Below are 18,435 nucleotides of genomic sequence, written 5' to 3'. Positions count from 1 at the left end.
ATTCAGTCTCTGTTCTTTCTGGATGAACACTCATTGTATAAATGAAGAAAAAGATTGAGAAATGTTGGTGTCTTTTACTTGATGTCCATGTACATGGAGTATCCCAGTATTCGGTCTCCGCCTGTTGGGATCATCATCTGGTAGTTTGCTATCTCTCCATTGAATGCTGTTGTCTGATTCGTTCTGGCCTTTCCAGCGAAGACTGGTACTTCTCCATCTGATAATGCTCCTGTTGTCCATGTAGGTACGCCGGATCCGTTGAATGTCTTCACGGATCTTACTGGGTCAAATGTCGTGTTGCCGATTGTTATTGTTGTTGCAGTGTCCATGGTTGCTTCGGTGTTGTCTGATCCGTCTCCGATGTCGTAGTATTCATCGATTTCTGTAGCTGTTGCCTCTGTCAGGTTGCTCCATGTTACAGTTGCATTTGCTGCAAGCACAACACTAGGTTCGGCATCCCATCTGTACAGTGTGCTTTCTCCTCCTAGGACTAGGTCTCCGGTTGCGTTACCGTATAGTCCTGCCCAGTTATCTGTTGACTGTTTGCTGCTTAGGTTGCCGCTTGTCACGTTACCTCCGTCTAGGTCAATGCTTGATTCCGTAGGTGTGTATGGTCCCCATTCATCGAGTGTCTCTGAGTTTGTTACTTCTGCCTCTGCAGGTTCGTTGAGGGAGTCATCTGTGCTTGTTGTTCCTATCTCTTCTCCTCCTGTTCCTGTAATCCCTCTGACTTCGTAGTAGTCCTGTCCGTTAATTGTCACTTCACTCATCGTTACTGATCCTACTGTTTCTCCTGTTGAAATGTTGTATCCATTGTTACAGGTTGGAGTGACTGCTGCTAGGCTCTGTGCTCCTGGACAGACTCTTACTTTACCTGTGTCCTCTATTCGAGGTACAAGTAGATCCTTCCTGACCACGCGGCTGTAATCTCTTTCTAGGTGGATGAAGGATTTTCCAGCAGATCTATCTGTATCGAATATCATGTCGGCTGCATCAATGTTGGATGAGAAGTCAATATTTAGCTGTGCAGCCAGATCCTGACCTACATCATTACCCAGTAATACATTCTTGTTGTTCTGCAGGCCTAGGCCTAGGATGCTCTGTACAGGGTTATTATCTAGACTGGCTTCTTTACCGGGAGCAAGATTTCTTAGCTTGTATCCTTCGAATTCTGATTCTGGTACCTGTGCGTTTACGTAGTATGTTTCGATGTTTGTCGTTGAGTCTGTGAAGCTGTAGAACTCTGCTGTTATCTCATATGTTCCGTTAGGTGTCAGGAAGTTTTCTTCAGCTGTACATCCTGTACCTCGGTCACATCTTGCTTCTAGGCTGTCGTTTACGTAGAAGTATACTGTTCCTTCCTTAGGCTGGACGAACTCTCCTGTCATGTTTACTACAGGATCTTCTGTAATCGTGATGTTGTCCTGCTGGCCGTTCAGGTACAGGTTCATACTCTCTGATTCGTCAACGATTGTGTACTCTGTTGTATCTGTGCTGAAGCAGTTTCCAGCCTTATCGCATACAGTGTAGTTGTAGTGGTGCTGACCTGGCTCAAGGTTTAGATCAGCAGTACATACGTTGTCGTTTCCACAGTACATCTGTACTTTCTGGTAATCTGATGCGGCTTCTACTGTTACAGTATCGATCTCAAAGTTATCGGATACTTCAGTTGAGTATGTTATGCTGTCTCCTGTGTATGAGCTACCACTAGGTTGGCTGACGTGTGTCCATTCGATTTCAGGTTCCTGTACATCCACGTAGAAGTTCTTGTCGAATGTGAATGTATCACTGTTGCTTGTACCACAAGTTACTGCCCAAGTGTGGGATCCCTGTGATAGACCGGTGTCTACGCCTAGTTCTGTAGCTGTGTTATTAATCCAGGTGTCTTCTCCCTCTGTGAAGCTATCGTATGTTGTTCCATCTATTGCAACTTCACATGTTAGTGGGGCATCGTCTGAATAATACTTGAATGATAGCTCTGGATCTGTCGTGTTCACATACTCTTCTCCCTCGTTATTTCCAGGCTCCATTATTGTAATGTTGTCGAATACCCTGAGATCTGTATCATTTGCTATGTAGTAATCATTTCCTACTTCATCTACTACTCTTGCACTTATCTTGTACAGGCCTGGTTCAAGCTGATCTGTTTCTATTTGTCTTGTTGTATCTGCTGGGCCTGTGGAGTCAGCTATCTTCTGTCCGCCTTCAAGATGAGGTTCTTCCCAGTAATTCAGGTTTTCATCGTCTACGGTAGCATTTGCGTAGAATTCTACGTTTACTTCTCTGCTTGATACATCTGAAGTTGTTACGTTGATGCTTGGTGAAGGATCTCCTGTTTCAACCAGTGCATCTTCATTGATCTGGATGTTTGGATCTTCTGTATCGAGTCTGAACTCTCGAGTATCGGAGCTTCTTGTATTTCCATGCTCGTCTTTACAGTTAACCTGGTAATCGTATACGCCACTAGGCCTATTTATATCGATAACTGCACGTTCCCATCTGTATCTGTCTCCGCCACTGTTTGTTCTTTCATCTACTACAGTATCGTTTATCTCTAGGCTGCAGGTGAACTGTGAGTAATCTCTAGCATTGTAGATGATGTTGATGTCGTTGTCTCTTGTGATTGATTCATCTGCAGGAGAGTCTAGACTTATCTCTGGTGCCGTGACATCGTTTACGGTGACCGTTGCCGAATCAGATGATCTGAAGTAATCATCCTCTTCTGGATGTAGTGCGGTTATCTTATGTTCTCCAGGGATGCTAAATGTATGATTCTTCTCTGCTCTACCATCTGTTCCTACCCAGAATCTTGTGTCTCTAGTTCTTCCATCCCTTAGTTCAACTTCAGTACCACTTACATTGACCTCTCCAATTATTTCTACTTCTTCATTTTGATCTACGGTTATGTCGGTTTGGCCTCCGTTTAGGTACAGATCTGTACTGGTTCTGTTCATCACATCGTAGATTATGGTTCTCTGTGATGCCCTGAAGTTATCAGTGCTTTCTGTGGCACATGTGTAGTTGTAGTTTCCTGTCTGGTCGAATGTCCTTGTATCCGGTGAACTGACTACGTCTCCTTCATAGTATAGCGTGGTTGGTACATCCTGTTCTGTATCACATGTTACATCCACTGTTGTACCTATCTCAATATTCTTCTCTGTTTCGCCACTTGTAAAGTCGAATCCATCTGATCCATCTGTACCTGTTACGTAGTCTGGTTCTGGTGCTTCCTGTATATCTACATATATTCCGTCTGATGCACTGTTGTAATTCTTTGTTGTACTGGTCTTACAGGAGTACCTGTAGAATCCTGCACCTACGTCTGCGGCATCTAGTATGTTAGAGTCTGTACCTGTTCCTTCGTATACTACTGTTCCATAGCGTGTGATATTTGTAGTAGAGCTTGCTGTATCTGACTCACAGGTTATCTGAGGTGTTTGTCCCTCTACGATATTCATTATTCTGACGTCATAATTTCCATAACTGAACTGTGAGAGGCTTTCCTTCTCTACAGTATTGATTGTCTCGTTGGAGGTAAGGTTTACGTTGTTGCTTGTTCTTATTACCTCTAGTTCTCTTGTTGTATTGGATGCGTTGAAACGGTATGAACCTGATGCGTTTCCGAATACTGTGTAGTTTCCTGTCTCATAGTTTACAGTATGAGGTGCTGTAACTGTCTGTCCATCTACAACTAGCTCGCTGTTGTCGTTGCCTGAACGGGATGTTATATCTAGTTCAACAGGTGTACCGTACTCTACAGTCTTGTTGACGAACTCTCCGTTCATCGAGATCTTTACTTCATCAGGCAGGTATTTCACTACATCTATGGTTCTCGTTGATGAACTTTGGCTGAAGTTTTCGTTACCTGCTGTTTCACATTTGTACGTGTAAGTTCCTTCAGGTAGGTTGGTGTTGTCTTGAAGGACATCCTCGCCGTTTGTCGCTGAGTCTACTTCAAGACCGTTTCTCAGTAGTGTGGTGCTTACTTGATCTGTAGAGGCTGAACATCTGATCTCAGGGCTTGAGTCTCTGATAATCTCATTGTTGCTTGCTCTATCATTATCTGAGGACAGAGATATTCCAGGATCTCCTTTAGCTACTGTGTAAGTATACTGTTTTGTGCTGATGCTGTTACCCGTTTCATCCTGTACCCACATCTCAAAGTTGTACTCTCCAGCACCGAGATTTCCGAAGTTCTCTGTAACATAGTCAAGAGGTTCTGTAGCGGTGTTGTAGCTACATCCGCTGAAAAGTGTAGGGAGTGATGCTATACCGTATACATAACTTTCTCTTTCTAACTGGACAGTCTCGTTCTTTGTTGCTCCGTCAAAGTTATGGCTCATACTAATTGCGTTGTCAGTGCCGTTTATCTCAAGGAATGGATACTGTTCTGTACTTGTGCCCTTATTACAGGAACCATATCTGCTTCTCCCTGAGAATGACTGTGATGTCGCAGGAGCCATGAGATTATCGGAGATTCTTATATCGACTTCATGCTCCTTTGTCTCTGTGTATGCGGTGTTGTTGCCCTGTTCAAATATTACGGCTTCAACTGAAGGATCATTTGAATCAATATCTAGATGTCTTGTGGTGCTTGAGATGTAGTTGCCTACTTCGTTCTCACATTCAACGTGAGCTTCCTGATTTATTCCCTGATCAAGTGTTACATCGAATGTTCCTGGTGTATTTGTTGCGTATGTTCCATTTGCCTTCTCTGTTCCGTCAACCATTAGTCTACACTGTGTGGAGTCCTGTATCTGATCCGTGTAATTGAACTCAAATACAACATTTGGATCCTGTCTCTGAACTCTGGTTTCTGGTAGTACTTCTCTGTTACCTGGCTCGCTAGGATTGTGCTGTACTCGCTTTTCATCGTTCCCTTCTGCAGGACTGATTAGATCAACGTAAGGCTCGTTGAGATCTACAGTAATTGACTTTGTTCTGGACTGATTCTTGTCGTCTTCAGCCTCTACTACAAAGTCTACCAGTCCCCAGCGAGTGGTAGTTGGCAACCTTACTGTCTCCACAGTGTTGTTACTAGTTGTGTTAGCTGTGTTCATGTCTTCGTCATATGCGTAGTATACATTGTAGTCAATTTCCTCGCTGTGAGTATCCACAATATTCAGCTTGACCTGAGGCTTGTACTGCCATATATCCTGTCCATCTTCAAGATTGGTGAACTCTATTTCAGGGGCCTTGAAATCCTGATCGTACTGCCCGATGTAGCTTGCTGTATTGTTTGAGTTATCTGTACAGCTGATATTGTAACTGTTTGCACCATGAGGAGCATCTTCAGTATAGAATGAACTACTGTACCATGTCTTATCTAGATCCAGATCTACACGGGACTGGGCCTTAACATCTCCATCAATGGCCAGTGAACACTCTACGGAACCCTGATAGTTATCTTTAACCTCATAGCTGAAGTTCATCTTGTTGGTGCCTATTCGTTCCTGGTTCTGAAGGGATACATTAGGTGATAGGTCGTCCTGTCCAACTGTAATATCGTAGATAATTGTTTCGTTGAACTCATCGATCTCAGCTCTGATAGGATAGGATGCTCTCTCGTTTAGATTACTTTCTCTGTAGAATATTCCCTCTACACCACCATCAGACTCAGCGATGACTGAATCATTCTTGTAGATGATTACTGGTGACTTGTAATCGCTTGAGTTTAGCTCAATATTTACAACAGAGTCAAGAGGAACGTTTACATCCCTGCTTGATCCGTTCAGGGATAGTTCCCATAGTTTCTCAGTATTGATACTTCTTACCGTAGGCTCTGAGCTAGCATACTTTGTAGTGAACCATCTTTCAACATCAAGAGTGCTCAATGTATCTGAACTATCATTGATGCTTGCGCCGAATGGACTGTAGCTTCCTGATGAAAGATTGCCTGAGATGCTTAGGCTTTCTCCAGCAGGTTCAACATTCACTGTCTGTTCTCCGGATGTAACTGTCTGAGTTACATCAATCCAGTCGCTTGTATCTATAGTGTGGGAGCTGGAAGCATCAGTGAAGGATTCCTTGAACAGGCCTTCATTTATGTTGTATGATACAGCATCTGCAGAGTCTAGGTATGTTGAGACAGTTGCTCTATCGCTGCTTCCATCAGCTCTAACTCTTGAATGAGTTCTGTAAGGTGATTCAAAGTTCTTGTCTGTGTATCTTACAGAGGCCTCTTCTCCGTCCTGAGATCTTACTCTTAGTCTATCATCTTCTATACGTGTAAGTCCTGCTGTCTCATAGTTTGAACTGCTGTTTGTATCGAACTCATCGAAGGCCAGGAATGTCTCTTCTCCGGAGCTTGCTGATGCAAGATCTTTATCTCGCTCGTAATACATGAAGATTGTTCTGTCTGAATTGGCTGGGATGTAAGGCATCTCAACCCAGAATACTGTATTCTGTGTGTTGCATGTGCCAGGTTCCATCCAGTAATCCACCTGCTTTGTCTGATCTGTGTTGTAGAACCTCAGGTTGTTGCAGGAGCTGTCAAGATTCTCGTTCAGTATGTATTCCTTGGTGTTTACACTGATCTTGACCTGGTAATTCTCAAGATCCTTCTGTCCTCCCTCGATGGTTATTTCCTTTCTCCAGAACCAGTCTGTTCTCCATCCTCTGTTTGAGGCAAGTACGTATGCTCCTTCAGAGTTGCTTGTACCTATCTCAACCATGTTGTTCCCTGTGTCCAGATCATAGTTATCTGCAGGACTGTACTCAAGCTGATCGTATGGGAATGTTTCTTCCTGACAGGCCCTGTAATTAGGATCCTCGTTCCATTCCTTACATGTCCAAGGTGCGATGTATCCCTCGTCTAGGCCACTGTAATCCATACGGACTGTGGCATTATCATATGCTACATCAATATCACTTACAGCGATGTGAGACTCTTCTCTTGCCCACTGCTCTGGAATACCATCATCGTACTGCTCTGTAATCTTTGGCTCAACCTCGAGCAGGAAGCTAGTATCATTTGTTATTTCAGCTCTATTGAACTCTACCTCTCCATACTTTGTGATAACATTCATATCGTACGTTCCTTTGGCAACAGTACCTGTGACGTCGCCATTATCATCCTGGAGGGATGTTACAACATTACTTGTACCAGGATCGTAGAACTCTATTGTGGTGCTAGGAGCAGATCCGTTTAGAGTTCTTACATCTCCCTCGAATGTGAGTGTGGCCTGTAATGTAGCAGTCTTGTTCGAAGTCATGCCTGTTCCCCCATGCTTATCCATGAAGGATACAGCGATATCCACGTTCTCACCAGAACTCAGGCCTTCAAGACTAGAGTCAACAGTGTAACTACATGAGGCCTCATCAGTAGCACCGTAGGACGTATCAAGATTGCCTTCTACAGAGTACTCTTCTCCAGCCTCATTGTAATAATATACTGTACAGGCCTCTATCTCATCTGATCCCTCGTTAGGATCTTCTGCTACTGCCTGCACATCAGCTGCATATTTCTTCTCGATTTCATCTACGGTAAAGCTTCCTGTCTGAGGATCTGTATTTGGAAGTGCTCTGGATGAGGTTGATGTTGCATAAGTAGATCCGTTTTCAACTCTAATCTCGGCTGTGAGATCCTCTGTTGCACTCCAGTTGGAACTGTTCTCGTAGTTAATGTAAGGCTGCCTACAGTATGCAGTGTTGCTGTTTCCTGTATTATTATCCAGGCTCATATTGTAGTCTACTGAGTTCCCTGAGCTATCAGAAACTGTAAGGCTACATTCGTGGTTAGATATTCCGCGTGAATCGCTTACTAAAGCACTTATATTGTATTCGTGGCGTTCGTAGGAGTCAGAGTACTCTATACTGTCTATAGAAAGTTCAGTTACGGTAAATATCTTGCTTTCGTTACCTCCAATTCCTTTAGAATCTTCTGCTGTAGCTTCAACTTTTCTTACGCCGTTTTCATCCACAAAGTTATAGTCATATGAGTAATGTCCTGTCTCATTTGTTGTTACGGTTGCTACCTGGAAGTTATCTCCTGTTTCGTTATCATATATACGCAGATCGACATCTGTGTTGTTCAGAACTTCGCCATCAGGCTGTCTGATTACTCTACCTGATATGTTGACATAATCATCGTTGTTTGTACTGTAGCTTGACTCATCAAGCTCCAAGTTCATGTCCACGTCTTGAATTGTAATATTGAACTCCGGATTATCTTCGATATTGATTGTCTCTCCGTTCAAAGTTGAGCTTGCACGGAAACGGATAGTGTAGTTTCCTAGATCTCCGAATCCTTCTTTGTCGGATAGAGCAGGAGTAGTATTGTACCATGTCTGCGTCTCTGTCTTTGCACTTGTGTTCTTCAAGCTAGCCCAGCTCTCAAAAGTCGAAGTTATTGGAGGGCTGCTAGGATCGTCGTGGATAGTGTATGTTACAGAATCTATAGGATTTTCCTTGTTCCTATATACTTTAGCAGAGATGTTAAGAGCTGCTTCTTCATCGATATCAATGTATCTGCTGTCTCTGTTGAGAGAAGTTACGTTAGGATTTTCGATAAATAGCGAGTCAACTGTTACCTCTCTATCCACATTATCGAAAAGATGGTGCTGAGACATGTTAAGATCGTAGCTGTGTGTACCTGCAATCTTAGGACTGACAAGGTTAGGACTGTACTCTCCGTTCTGATCTGTTGTAACTGACTCAATGAATGATCCATCTCTGTAAATAGAAACGTTTGCTCCTGAAACAGCGTCATTCGAGATCTTGTACTGTCCAGAACCAAGTACGTTCATTGAAGTATTAGGAGAATATGTCAATCCATCAGTAAATGATGCAGAATGACTGATAGTGTCCTGAGCTTCGGCCTTAATGTATATATCCTTGAACTCGTTGCTGTTATAATCCAAACTGTATGAATAATCTCCTTGATCGCCTGAGGACCTGTTAGCATATCCGAGCCCGTCAACGTATACTCTGTAGTACATTCTTCTGGTCAAGTTAGCTAGATCTATAGTAAGTGTTTCTCCACTTGAAGCATTAGCCTTGAAATCTGTCAAAATCTCCCCTTCATTGACGCTGCCGTTGAACTTTGTCATATTGGCCTGGATCAAGTTCGAACCAGTGTGAGGTAGAGAAAAATTTGTCTGACCGAACTCGGTGGCGTTATCGTAAACTGAAAGCTGTGAAACATTGAAATCCTCCTGAACAACAATCTCAGCATCGTTACCTGTCTGTTCAATTATAGTGTCTGAGGTAAGTGTGACAGTTGCAAACGAGAGAGGTACGACTAGAAGAATAACTGCCAGAAAAACTAATTCTCTTGACTTGTTTCTTATCTTACTCGACATGTTTACCCATTACCGATTGATATCCTGGAAGCCAAAAATCACTAAATGCAAGTGATAAAATCACCGTAAGATTTGACGCTTCCAGCCTGTTATACAATTGTTCGAAAGGCCTGTATATAAAACCTATCCGATACCCTTTCTGGATGTGTCTTTTCGACCAAGGCCTGTGCAAAATGCTGTACTGTAGTAGAAAAAGGCCTATAAGCAGATAAGAATTATAGGAGAATTAAGGAAGAGTTAAATAAGAATTAAAGATCTGAGACGAAGTCTTCAAACTCTTCAAGCTCGTTCTGAACTTGATTGATTGCCTCGTTGAAGAGTTCGGTGTTGCTGTAGCCGGAAGTGGACTCGATTCGGAAGATGTATTCACCATCTTCAACTTTCTCGTATCCAACTGTTCCTCCTTGATGCTTGGCGTGTTCATCTCCCCGGCCAAGTACAGCTACTCCTTCAAACTCCAGTGCCTGATCTTCCTTCAGGCTAACTATCTCAGCGCCAGGATTAACAGGCTCGGCTTCATCGTTGTCGGCCTGAATGTCTCCTGCGACAGCTTTCCCAGGACCTTCCTGAGAAATAGCTACGTGAACTTCGTCGTCTTCTTCAACATTTTCTGGTATTGTGAAAGGAATCTGTCCTACCCTATTGGCGATTACTTCGTCGAAGAGGCCTGAATCATTCCTTGAAACTTCAAGGTGTTTGACTGCAAGAGTTGGAACCTTTGTAATCATCGATCTGCGTAGAGCATTAGCTACTGCTTCATCTACGCCTTCAACTCTCAACTTCAGAACATCGTCGTTTTCCTCTACTGTTTCAACGTTCATGCTGAAACCCTCTTATACTCTCCTTCCTCTTTTACCGCCTTTTGGACGGCATCCATCGTGAGGGACAGGAGTAACATCCTCAATGTTTCCAACTTCCAGATCGCTTCTGGAGATAGCACGGATAGCTGGCTGAGCTCCTCGACCAGGCATCTTCTGCTTCTGACCACCAGGCCCTCTTACCTGAATATCAAGCTTCTCGATACCTTTCTCCTTGGCCTCTTCAACTGCCTGTTTAGCAGCCTTCATGGCAGGGAAAGCACTTCCCTGAAGACGGCCCTTGTCAGTTGTCATACCTGATGTAATCCGGGAGAAAGTCTCTGCACCGGTAGCATCAGTGATGTGTACGATCGTGTTGTTGAAACTTGAGTAGATGTGAACAATACCTTTCTTAGTCATAAATTATTCTTCCTCCTCTGATTCTTCTTCAACTTCTTCTGAATTTTCAGTTTCCTCTGCTTCCTCAGAGGCCTCTTCTTCATCTTCCTGCTCCGGCATCTGAAGCTCAAGATTCTTCTCCTCTTCCTGAGTCAACAGGTAGCCAGGAACAGTAACTCTTTCACCGTTCAAGTAGATATGCCCGTGTACAACACGCTGACGGGCCTGCTTTGGAGTATCTGCAAATCCTTTTCTCTCAACAGCAGACTGAAGTCTCCTGTTCAGAATATCCCGTGTCTCAAGTGAAAGGATGTCAACAATCTCGCCGTCAGACTTGATCAATCCAAGCCTGTGAGCCTTATCAAGTAGAGGCTTCTTCTGATCTTCCTTGTCGGAAGCAACAGCCTTCCTGGCCTGTCTTCTGAGGCCTCTCAATTCACTTTCTGCCTTGTAAACTTCCCTCTTGTTCGAAAGTCCGAATTCTTCGATTAATTCCTTCTCTTTTTCAATCCTTTCTTCATCCCATGCTTCTGAGGGAGTTTCGTACTGTTTCTTAAGCTTCTTTACCATTTTATTGTGTCACCTCTATTCCTCTTCGCCGTCTCCGCCTGAAGAGGCTTCTTCCTGAAGTCTTGCACGTGAAACACCGATCTTGCTTCCACTTCTGAATGAAGACTGTGTCTTCTGTCCACGAACCGGTAGACCGATATCGTGTCTCCAACCCTTGTATGAATCGATATCTTTGAGACGTCTGATATCGAACTCCTTCTTCAGCTCAAGATCAGATTCAATCAAGTGAAGATTCTCTCCGGTATCCCTGTCCTTTCTCCTGTTTCTGATCCAGCTAGGAAGCTCAAGATCATCAGGATTCTTGATGGCCTCTTCAATCTCGTCGATCTCCTCATCAGAGAGGCCTCCGATTATAGTATTCTTTAAATCCATTGACTCAGCCACAGCATTGGCATACATCTCACCAATACCTTTAAGACCAGTCAAGGCCTTCTCGACAGGTTTATTTCCATCGATACCGGTTCTTGCAATCCTTACAACTTCACGTGTCTCTGACATGATAACTCGTAACACCTAAATCCTCGTTAAATTTTATAAAGGTGTGAAAGGCCTCTCGGCCATTCACCCGAAAAATTTCTCTATTCTGTCCGCTTGATTATATGCCATCCGAACTCTGTCTCAACAGGATCGCTGACTTCATCAACGTCGAGATCAAAGGCAACTTTCTCGAACTCAGGCACCATCTTCCCTCTGCCGAAAGTACCGAGATCTCCACCGTTGTCTCCGGAAGGGCCTTCACTTTTCTCCTTGGCCAGTTCAGCAAAGCTTTTGTCAGTCCTGTCCAAGTCAAGCTTGATCTGTTTAGCGTGTTCTTCGTTATCGACTAGAATGTGTGATGCACGTATTTCGTCTCCCATAGAAAAGAAGTAGAGGCCTCAATCTTAAACCACTTTTTCAGGTTAGCCCCGCCCGGATTCGAACCGGGGTCGCCAGCTCCAAAGGCTGGTGCACTTGACCACTATGCTACGGGGCTATCCGTTATACAGTCTTTATCGCTTCAACTCTTAAGAAATACTCAGGCCTATTCGAAACTTTTCTGTTCGAGACTGCTGAAAACTTTCTTTCCTGTATCGCTTTCAAAATTCTCCCTGTAGAAATCCAGAAACTCTCTGAGATGATCCTCGCCTGTTTCTTCAGAGTACTTTGAGGCCTGGAAAAGCGTATCCAGTTTGTCGCACTCCTTCGCAAATCTTGCTTCCTCAGTTTCCTGTTCCTGCAACTCGTGGAAAAGATCTCTGAACTCGTCCTCGATCTCATCAGGAATATCGTTGAAAAGTCTCTCCGAGGCCTCTCTTTCCATCTCTTTCTTCGAATCAAACTCTTCATCTTCCGGAGTAAAATCTTCAACGTATGCCATTATCAAGTCATGCATCAGAAGCATCTTGACGATTTTATCCGATTCAAGGCCTTCTTTCTCCGACAACGCCCAGCCTAGTAATGCGGCGCCGAAGCTGTGGGATGCGATCGTGTCGCGAGGCCTGTCAACTACATCTTTCCATCCCTCTCTTTCGGTATGCTTTAATTCGTTGATATCGTTGAAAAATTCTTCCAGATCCTTCATAGGCCTGTGGAAAAGTCCTTACTCCACGTTTTTATTTCGAACTCTACAGTAACTGGAACAGCATGTAAAGTATAAACAGGCCTAAAAGCACAGCTCCGTCTATCCATGAGAAGTTTTTCTTCCTGCTCAGAAGAAATATACCTGCGGATACAGCGAGTATCATGGCCAGTACAGGGATTGCATGAGTTAACACAAGAGTGTTCATCGCTCCGAGGAGGCCTGTCACAAGAGTGATATTGACAACTGTGGATCCAAAGATATCTCCCAGTGCCAGATCGTAGTCTCCGTTTTTCACTGATGTTATCTCGAAGGCCAGTTCCGGCAGGCCTGTTCCGACAGCTACAACAGTTGTTCCAAGAATCTCCACTGGTATGCCAAGTATTTCCCCGATGTTCACGGCTGAGAATACTGTTACACGGGCGAACACCAGTAATCCCACAAGACCGAGGCCTGTCCTCAAAACACTGTACCTCAGTTCTCCGTCTTCATGGCTGTCCATCTTGAAGTATGAGTCTCCGAAGAGTGAAAGGAAAGCGATGTAGAGGCCTGTAAGAGCCAGACTGGTGTATGCAGTGAGTGCGCCGGCTGCGTAAAGTATTCCCGCAGCGATGAAAATTGTGGCGCATGAGGCCTTAATCAGATGTATATCGTCTTCAGTTAACTCCATTTCCCGTGCTGTCAAGGCAGTTGCTCCAAGTATCAACGTCATGTTTACAAGTGTGGAGCCGATTATATCGCCCGCTGAAAGCTCAGGAACTTTCTGCATGGTCGAGACGAGTGCAGTAAAAATCTCTGGAAGTCCTGTAGAAACTGAGACAAAAATAGCTCCAAAAGTAAATCCGGACATCCCCAGCTTCTGCACCAGGCCCTCAGAGTTCTCCACAGTTCTTTCTGCAGAGTACCAGAGGCCTATGAAGCCGATCGCAAGCAGAAGAAGTTGCTGAATCACATTTGTTTTTTTGTTTTACAGGCCTTTAGAAATTATCAGGTGCTAAGTAAAAAATTCAAAAAAGGAAAAAAGAGAATGTCCTGAAATTTTTCAGGTTACTGTGATTGTCCCGGTCATGCCCTGTTCGGCGTGGTTTCCTACAGAACAGATGAACTCTATTTCTCCTTCCTCATCGAAGGTTACTGTAAAGCTTTCGCTTTCTCCACCGGAGATAATCTCTGTTCCTGCGTTCATTGAAGGAATCCGCATATCATGTGTACCTCCATCGTTCACGAAAACGAATCTTACAGTTTGTCCAGCCTCTACCTCGATATCATCAGACTCAAAGTAGAAGTTGCCTCCGTTGACCTGTATAGTCCTGTTAACTTCAGAGGAGGCCTCAGAACTGTTAGCAGGATTTTCTACAGGAGAGTCAGTTGTCGAGGCACATCCGGATGTCACCAGTACTGCACCGAGAACTATCATCAGAAAATAACTTTTCTTCATAGAACCTAGATTGGAAGGCCTGTCTTTTGAAACTATCCGCGACAAACTGTACAGAAAAAGTATTTAGCCCCCGCAGGATTCGAACCTGCGTCGAGAGGGCCAGGGCCTCTCATGATTGGCCACTACACCAGGGGGCTATCTGTTTCCCTGCGTGTAAGCTGAAAATCCTCAGGATTTTCAATTTCAGTCTTCTCCTCTATGAGATGACTGTACACCAGGGGGCTATCCCTATGGAGAAAACATGTAAGGTCAGTTTTAAGTAATCAAAAGTTTACAGGACTTCGTCTTCAAGTTTCTCCACTGCTTCAAGCGAGATCGAGTGCTCGACACTGTCCGCCTCCTGTTCCGGATCTTCAACTTCAAGCTGTGAGAAAATTTTTTCCAGTCTTCTATGCTTCTCTGAAAGCTTTGAGGCCTCTTCTTTGCCCATAGGACTTAAAGTGAATCCTTTGTAGGCTGCTCTACAGACAAGCTTCTCCTGTTCAAGTTTCTGAACAGCCTCCGAAACGCTGGCATTAGTTACATCCATTTCACGCGCCAGCTCGGATGTAGAGGTCTTTGAGTCGCCGCCCTCTGTCAATACAAAAATTTCCCTGAGATAATCCTCTTTGGAACTCATGGCCTATGGTTCCGCCTTCTCCGCCTGTTCGGCTTCGTTTTCTGCCGCGCTGAACTCCTGAGCTGCATCAGAGGCCTCTGCCGCTGCCTGTTCGGCCTCGTTCTCCACGCTATCCAGCTCATTTTCCACTTCCTGAGAGTCGGCAGGGCTTCCTTCTATCATTGATCGTGCTTCTTCTGCCTCTTCTTCAAGATGCTGTGCTTCTTCAGATGTGTGTTCTGCCTCTGCTTCTCCTTCTTCTGCCAGTTCTTCAAGCTGGTCTTCTTCTTTTTTGGATCGGGAGATATCTTCCTTGAGCTGATCTGCTTCCTGACTTTCAGTACTCTCCATCTCTTTTTCGTTTTCATCCCACTGTTTGTTCCCGGCTGCCTGAGCCTCTTCATCAGCATGCTCGGTCTCAGATTCAAGCTCGGACATCTCTCCTGCAGCCTGATTTTCCTCTTTGGCCTCTATCTCCTCTTCACGTCCGATCTCTTCAGCGTCTTTTCCGGCTTCTTCCTCTTCATCTGCCTCCTGTTTGATCTGATCAGCTACTTCATCAAGCTCGCCCAGCAGCATATTCACTAGATCAGAGCTGACGCCGTTCTGAGACATCTCCTGCAAAATCTCGTCTATATTATTCATTTTGTTGTCCGTGTTGTTCTCCTGACTTCCGATCTGCTGGATTATCTGGGCCAGCATCTGGATCTGCTCCTCTGTCATCTCCGTGGCTTCTGTAAGCTCGCTGACGATCTTGCCCATTCCCTGAACTTCCTGTTTCTGCTCGTTTACAAGCTCCTGAACATTTTCACGTGTAAGCTGGCCGTCATCGATCATTTGCTCCAGCTTCTCAGAATGAGTTATCTCCTTCCCTTCTTTCCCCTCGTCCTGTTTGATAGTCTCCAGAAGCTCCTTAGTATTGCTGATAAGTCTGTTCAGGTCCTTGAATAGGCTCATACACTCTATTAATCACTCCTTTTTTATTTAACTTTCCCGTCTAGAGGCCTCTACATCCTTTCAAGCACAGCATAGAGAATAACGATAGTTGCTGTGGAAAGCAGGACCGAAGGAGCGAATATCTGAAGGATTTCATTCCCAAAGATACCCATATCGATACCGATCAACAGTACTACAAGCGTCTCGATATCAAGACTCAGTAGAGAGGCCGCCACAGTCATAGGCTTATCCATGCCGTGAAGCCGAGACATAACGTATCCGATCGATATCTTTGAAACCGTTGAAAGCCCGAAAAGGAAGGCTGCTGCACCGAAGTTAGCGATGATGCTGTCAAGATGAAGGCCCAGTCCGAACCATGCAAAGAAAATAGGGATGAAAAGGCCTAATCCGATGGCCTGAATCTTCTCCTGGAAGGCACGTGAATCAGAGAAATCACTTCTTGAAACGATTATACCTGCGAAGAACGCTCCAAGAACTGTAGAGAGGCCTATTATCTCTGTAGCATAACTGAGGCCTAGCAGCAGGGAGAAAGTTATCGCGAACTGTGCCTCGGCCTCTTCAAACATCATTATATAGTCATCAAGTCTGTGGATGAACTCGTGAAGCACGTAGAATCCTGCTGCGAATCCGAAGATTCCTGCAATCTTCAGAAGCATCGTTTCAGCTGATGAGTTAAGAATTACAAGGCCTGTAACAGCAAGCAATCCTACTGTTACATTGATCACTGAGGACTTGATCGCATACTTGCCTGTCGGCTCACGCATCATACCCTTCGAAAGCATGATCTTAGACGGTACACCGATGTCAACGATTGCATATCCCAGTGCAAGATATACGAAAGCCGTCAAGTCGCTGTAAGGAAGGAAAGTCTCTCCAAAAAGCATCAACATTCCGAAGATGAAGGCAAAAGCTCCAAGAAGAACTCCGATACCTAGCTGCAGGCCCTGCCTGTGCCTGAAAATTTTAACAGCGTTCTCCTCCCTCAAGCCTGCCTGGAAAAGTACTAGAGAAGCACCGATTGTTGCAAATCCTTTAACAGCCTCAGCCTCTATCATGCCAAGTACTGAAGGCCCCATTATCAGGCCTGTAACAATGTATCCGATTATGGATTCTATTCCAACTCTTTCAAATATCTCTCCGACTATAAACGAAAGGAATAGAAGGATACCCAGTTCGTACATTGTCTGAGCTGCCAGGCCTGCTGCCATAGAGTTTTTACACCTCGCCCTCTCTTACTACAGCGTCTTCATGTACGACTCCGATTATCTCGCCGTCCTCTTTTACTGGCAGAGATCTTACGTCTTCACGATCCATAAGAAAAGCCAGTTCACCGAGAGTTTCCTCTGGCGGAACAGTTACTTCGTGCTCATTCATCAGATCCTCTGCTGTTTCTGGAGCATAACTCTGATCGAATGAGAGGCCTAGAATACCTATCAGTGATTCCTCATCGATTTTTTCCTCTGGAATCAGGGCCTTCAGAAGTGAGTTCTCATGTATTTCTCCGACAGCTTCTCCGTTATGCTTTACTATTAGGGTGTTCTCCGAGCTGTCGAACTCTTTTTCCACATCCTTGACGGATGCATCATGCTCTATAAAATCAGGTTCATCCATGAGATCTCGAGCGGTCTTCGACATTATGGGTTACAATACGTAATACTTGTTTAAGAACATTTTCCAGTCTGAAAAGGTGTGAAACGCCGGGACTGGGACTCGAAGCTCTGACAAGCTTCTGTGTCTCCAGAAAATCTAAGATTTTCGTCGATTTGAAAAATCCCAGAAAAGGCGTGAAACGCCGGGACTGGGATTTGAACCCAGGAGACCGCATATGGGTCACCGGTTCTCAAGACCGGCACAATTAGCCACTCTGTCATCCCGGCAAATACTCTATGTATTTGCTTAAGTCAAGGCCTCAAAGTTGAGAGGCCTCTATAATTGAATAGTTTCTTGGAAGTTTTAAATTAGGAGAGGTTCTAAAGACCTATCTCCGAGTGAACCTCTTCGATCAGTTCCTCGGCAAACTCCGCAACCTCCACTCTATCATCGTCGTTAATCATCACAGTGGCCTCTGAAGGTGCTCTGTGATCCCCTATTATCGGGAAGAAACGGTAATCAGAAAACTCTTCCGCTCGCTCACGGAACTTTTCAAGGCCTCTGGAGACATCCCGGCTGAAAATATATTCAATCATCTGGAACTCTTCATCAAGATCGCCTTCAGCATCCCTGTAAACAGTAAAAACTGTTATATCGGCTTCAAGGCCTCTGTCAAGTTGGATAGAAGAACTGTAGTGTTCGGCTTTATCGTAGCCGCTGATCACTTCGTCCTGCATGTTCCAGAAATTAAGGAGTGAAGAAATTTATTCCTTGAGCTCGATTTCTATCTCTACGCCTTCCGGAACGTGCACACGCATGACCTGTCGGAGAGCTCTCTCGCTTTCCTTGATAGTTACAAGCCTCTTGTGTACATGCATGTCGTACCTCTCAATAGTTGAGCTTCCTTCACCGTCAGGAGCCTTCCTTGTAGGGATGTGCATCCTGTCAGTAGGAAGAGGTACAGGGCCTGAAACTTCAGCATCGTACTCGTCTCCGATCTCCAGAATCTCATCCGCCAGATCATCGACTTTTTCCTGTTCCGTACTTCGGAGCTTTACTCTTGCTTCTTGCATAGAAAACTATTCTACAGTTAATTCTTTTAAATGGTATTCAGGGGTCTATTCACAGATATCCGGAAAAACTTCAGTGGAAAGGTTTCTGTAATCTGCAAAAACTTTTCTGGAGAAATTTGAGATAAAAATATGTGTGAGAGGCCTTTGAAGGCC

At 44.5% G+C, this 18,435-nt stretch carries 15 protein-coding genes and 3 tRNA genes; all 18 read right to left on the bottom strand.

What is annotated here, in order from left to right:
* Positions 1–74: 74 nt before the first annotated feature.
* A complete protein-coding gene (locus ACK3SF_RS04935) occupies positions 75–9,302 on the bottom strand; it encodes a DUF2341 domain-containing protein (protein ID WP_414837586.1) in 9,228 nt (3,075 codons plus the stop codon).
* Between the two features lie 248 nt (positions 9,303–9,550).
* Positions 9,551–10,123, bottom strand: a complete 573-nt coding sequence (locus ACK3SF_RS04930) for a hypothetical protein (protein ID WP_414837585.1) — start codon at positions 10,121–10,123, stop codon at positions 9,551–9,553.
* A 12-nt stretch (positions 10,124–10,135) separates the two neighbouring features.
* The gene (locus ACK3SF_RS04925; RefSeq protein ID WP_414837584.1) at positions 10,136–10,519 is read right to left on the bottom strand and encodes a 30S ribosomal protein S11; all 384 of its coding nucleotides are present in this window, start codon (positions 10,517–10,519) and stop codon (positions 10,136–10,138) included.
* 3 nt (positions 10,520–10,522) lie between these two features.
* Complete coding sequence (locus tag ACK3SF_RS04920) at positions 10,523–11,068, bottom strand: 30S ribosomal protein S4 (protein WP_414837583.1); 546 nt, start codon at positions 11,066–11,068, stop codon at positions 10,523–10,525.
* Between the two features lie 15 nt (positions 11,069–11,083).
* On the bottom strand, positions 11,084–11,566 hold the full coding sequence (locus ACK3SF_RS04915) for a 30S ribosomal protein S13 (RefSeq protein WP_414837582.1): 483 nt from the start codon (positions 11,564–11,566) through the stop codon (positions 11,084–11,086).
* 80 nt (positions 11,567–11,646) lie between these two features.
* Entirely contained in the window at positions 11,647–11,925 is a 279-nt protein-coding gene (locus ACK3SF_RS04910) for a peptidylprolyl isomerase (protein WP_414837581.1), read from the bottom strand.
* Between the two features lie 43 nt (positions 11,926–11,968).
* Positions 11,969–12,041, bottom strand: a tRNA-Gln gene (locus ACK3SF_RS04905).
* 48 nt (positions 12,042–12,089) lie between these two features.
* On the bottom strand, positions 12,090–12,629 hold the full coding sequence (locus ACK3SF_RS04900) for an HD domain-containing protein (protein WP_414837580.1): 540 nt from the start codon (positions 12,627–12,629) through the stop codon (positions 12,090–12,092).
* A gap of 43 nt (positions 12,630–12,672) precedes the next feature.
* A complete protein-coding gene (locus ACK3SF_RS04895; RefSeq protein WP_414837579.1) occupies positions 12,673–13,578 on the bottom strand; it encodes a sodium:calcium antiporter in 906 nt (301 codons plus the stop codon).
* Positions 13,579–13,668: 90 nt separating this feature from the next.
* Positions 13,669–14,064, bottom strand: a complete 396-nt coding sequence (locus ACK3SF_RS04890; RefSeq protein WP_414837578.1) for a plastocyanin/azurin family copper-binding protein — start codon at positions 14,062–14,064, stop codon at positions 13,669–13,671.
* A gap of 64 nt (positions 14,065–14,128) precedes the next feature.
* Positions 14,129–14,201: transfer RNA gene (locus ACK3SF_RS04885), tRNA-Gln, on the bottom strand.
* Positions 14,202–14,335: 134 nt separating this feature from the next.
* Complete coding sequence (locus tag ACK3SF_RS04880; protein ID WP_414837577.1) at positions 14,336–14,683, bottom strand: metal-dependent transcriptional regulator; 348 nt, start codon at positions 14,681–14,683, stop codon at positions 14,336–14,338.
* Between the two features lie 3 nt (positions 14,684–14,686).
* Positions 14,687–15,619 carry a hypothetical protein gene (locus tag ACK3SF_RS04875; protein WP_414837576.1) on the bottom strand — a complete coding sequence of 311 codons (933 nt, stop codon included), beginning with the start codon at positions 15,617–15,619 and terminating at the stop codon, positions 14,687–14,689.
* Positions 15,620–15,669: 50 nt separating this feature from the next.
* Entirely contained in the window at positions 15,670–16,827 is a 1,158-nt protein-coding gene (locus ACK3SF_RS04870) for a cation:proton antiporter (protein WP_414837575.1), read from the bottom strand.
* A 7-nt stretch (positions 16,828–16,834) separates the two neighbouring features.
* The gene (locus ACK3SF_RS04865; RefSeq protein WP_414837574.1) at positions 16,835–17,254 is read right to left on the bottom strand and encodes a cyclic nucleotide-binding/CBS domain-containing protein; all 420 of its coding nucleotides are present in this window, start codon (positions 17,252–17,254) and stop codon (positions 16,835–16,837) included.
* Positions 17,255–17,409: 155 nt separating this feature from the next.
* A tRNA-Ser gene (locus tag ACK3SF_RS04860) sits at positions 17,410–17,496 on the bottom strand.
* A gap of 93 nt (positions 17,497–17,589) precedes the next feature.
* Positions 17,590–17,946, bottom strand: a complete 357-nt coding sequence (locus ACK3SF_RS04855; RefSeq protein ID WP_414837573.1) for a hypothetical protein — start codon at positions 17,944–17,946, stop codon at positions 17,590–17,592.
* 27 nt (positions 17,947–17,973) lie between these two features.
* Positions 17,974–18,282: a 30S ribosomal protein S10 gene (gene rpsJ, locus ACK3SF_RS04850; RefSeq protein WP_414837572.1), complete on the bottom strand. Its 309-nt coding sequence runs from the start codon at positions 18,280–18,282 to the stop codon at positions 17,974–17,976.
* Between the last annotated feature and the right edge of the window lie 153 nt (positions 18,283–18,435).

Source organism: Candidatus Nanosalina sp. VS9-1, from assembly GCF_047555085.1.
Taxonomy (GTDB): domain Archaea; phylum Nanohalarchaeota; class Nanosalinia; order Nanosalinales; family Nanosalinaceae; genus Nanosalina.
This window is presented reverse-complemented; position numbering and strand designations above follow the sequence as displayed.

Excerpts from the sequence above, each read along its gene's own strand:
- ACK3SF_RS04925 (WP_414837584.1), bottom strand. The coding sequence starts at position 10,519 with ATGACTAAGAAAGGTATTGTTCACATCTACTCAAGTTTCAACAACACG.
- ACK3SF_RS04915 (WP_414837582.1), bottom strand. The coding sequence starts at position 11,566 with ATGTCAGAGACACGTGAAGTTGTAAGGATTGCAAGAACCGGTATCGAT.
- ACK3SF_RS04935 (WP_414837586.1), bottom strand. The coding sequence starts at position 9,302 with ATGTCGAGTAAGATAAGAAACAAGTCAAGAGAATTAGTTTTTCTGGCA.
- rpsJ (WP_414837572.1), bottom strand. The coding sequence starts at position 18,282 with ATGCAAGAAGCAAGAGTAAAGCTCCGAAGTACGGAACAGGAAAAAGTC.
- ACK3SF_RS04900 (WP_414837580.1), bottom strand. The coding sequence starts at position 12,629 with ATGAAGGATCTGGAAGAATTTTTCAACGATATCAACGAATTAAAGCAT.
- ACK3SF_RS04875 (WP_414837576.1), bottom strand. The coding sequence starts at position 15,619 with ATGAGCCTATTCAAGGACCTGAACAGACTTATCAGCAATACTAAGGAG.
- ACK3SF_RS04855 (WP_414837573.1), bottom strand. The coding sequence starts at position 17,946 with ATGCAGGACGAAGTGATCAGCGGCTACGATAAAGCCGAACACTACAGT.
- ACK3SF_RS04880 (WP_414837577.1), bottom strand. The coding sequence starts at position 14,683 with ATGAGTTCCAAAGAGGATTATCTCAGGGAAATTTTTGTATTGACAGAG.
- ACK3SF_RS04890 (WP_414837578.1), bottom strand. The coding sequence starts at position 14,064 with ATGAAGAAAAGTTATTTTCTGATGATAGTTCTCGGTGCAGTACTGGTG.
- ACK3SF_RS04865 (WP_414837574.1), bottom strand. The coding sequence starts at position 17,254 with ATGTCGAAGACCGCTCGAGATCTCATGGATGAACCTGATTTTATAGAG.
- ACK3SF_RS04910 (WP_414837581.1), bottom strand. The coding sequence starts at position 11,925 with ATGGGAGACGAAATACGTGCATCACACATTCTAGTCGATAACGAAGAA.
- ACK3SF_RS04870 (WP_414837575.1), bottom strand. The coding sequence starts at position 16,827 with ATGGCAGCAGGCCTGGCAGCTCAGACAATGTACGAACTGGGTATCCTT.
- ACK3SF_RS04930 (WP_414837585.1), bottom strand. The coding sequence starts at position 10,123 with ATGAACGTTGAAACAGTAGAGGAAAACGACGATGTTCTGAAGTTGAGA.
- ACK3SF_RS04920 (WP_414837583.1), bottom strand. The coding sequence starts at position 11,068 with ATGGTAAAGAAGCTTAAGAAACAGTACGAAACTCCCTCAGAAGCATGG.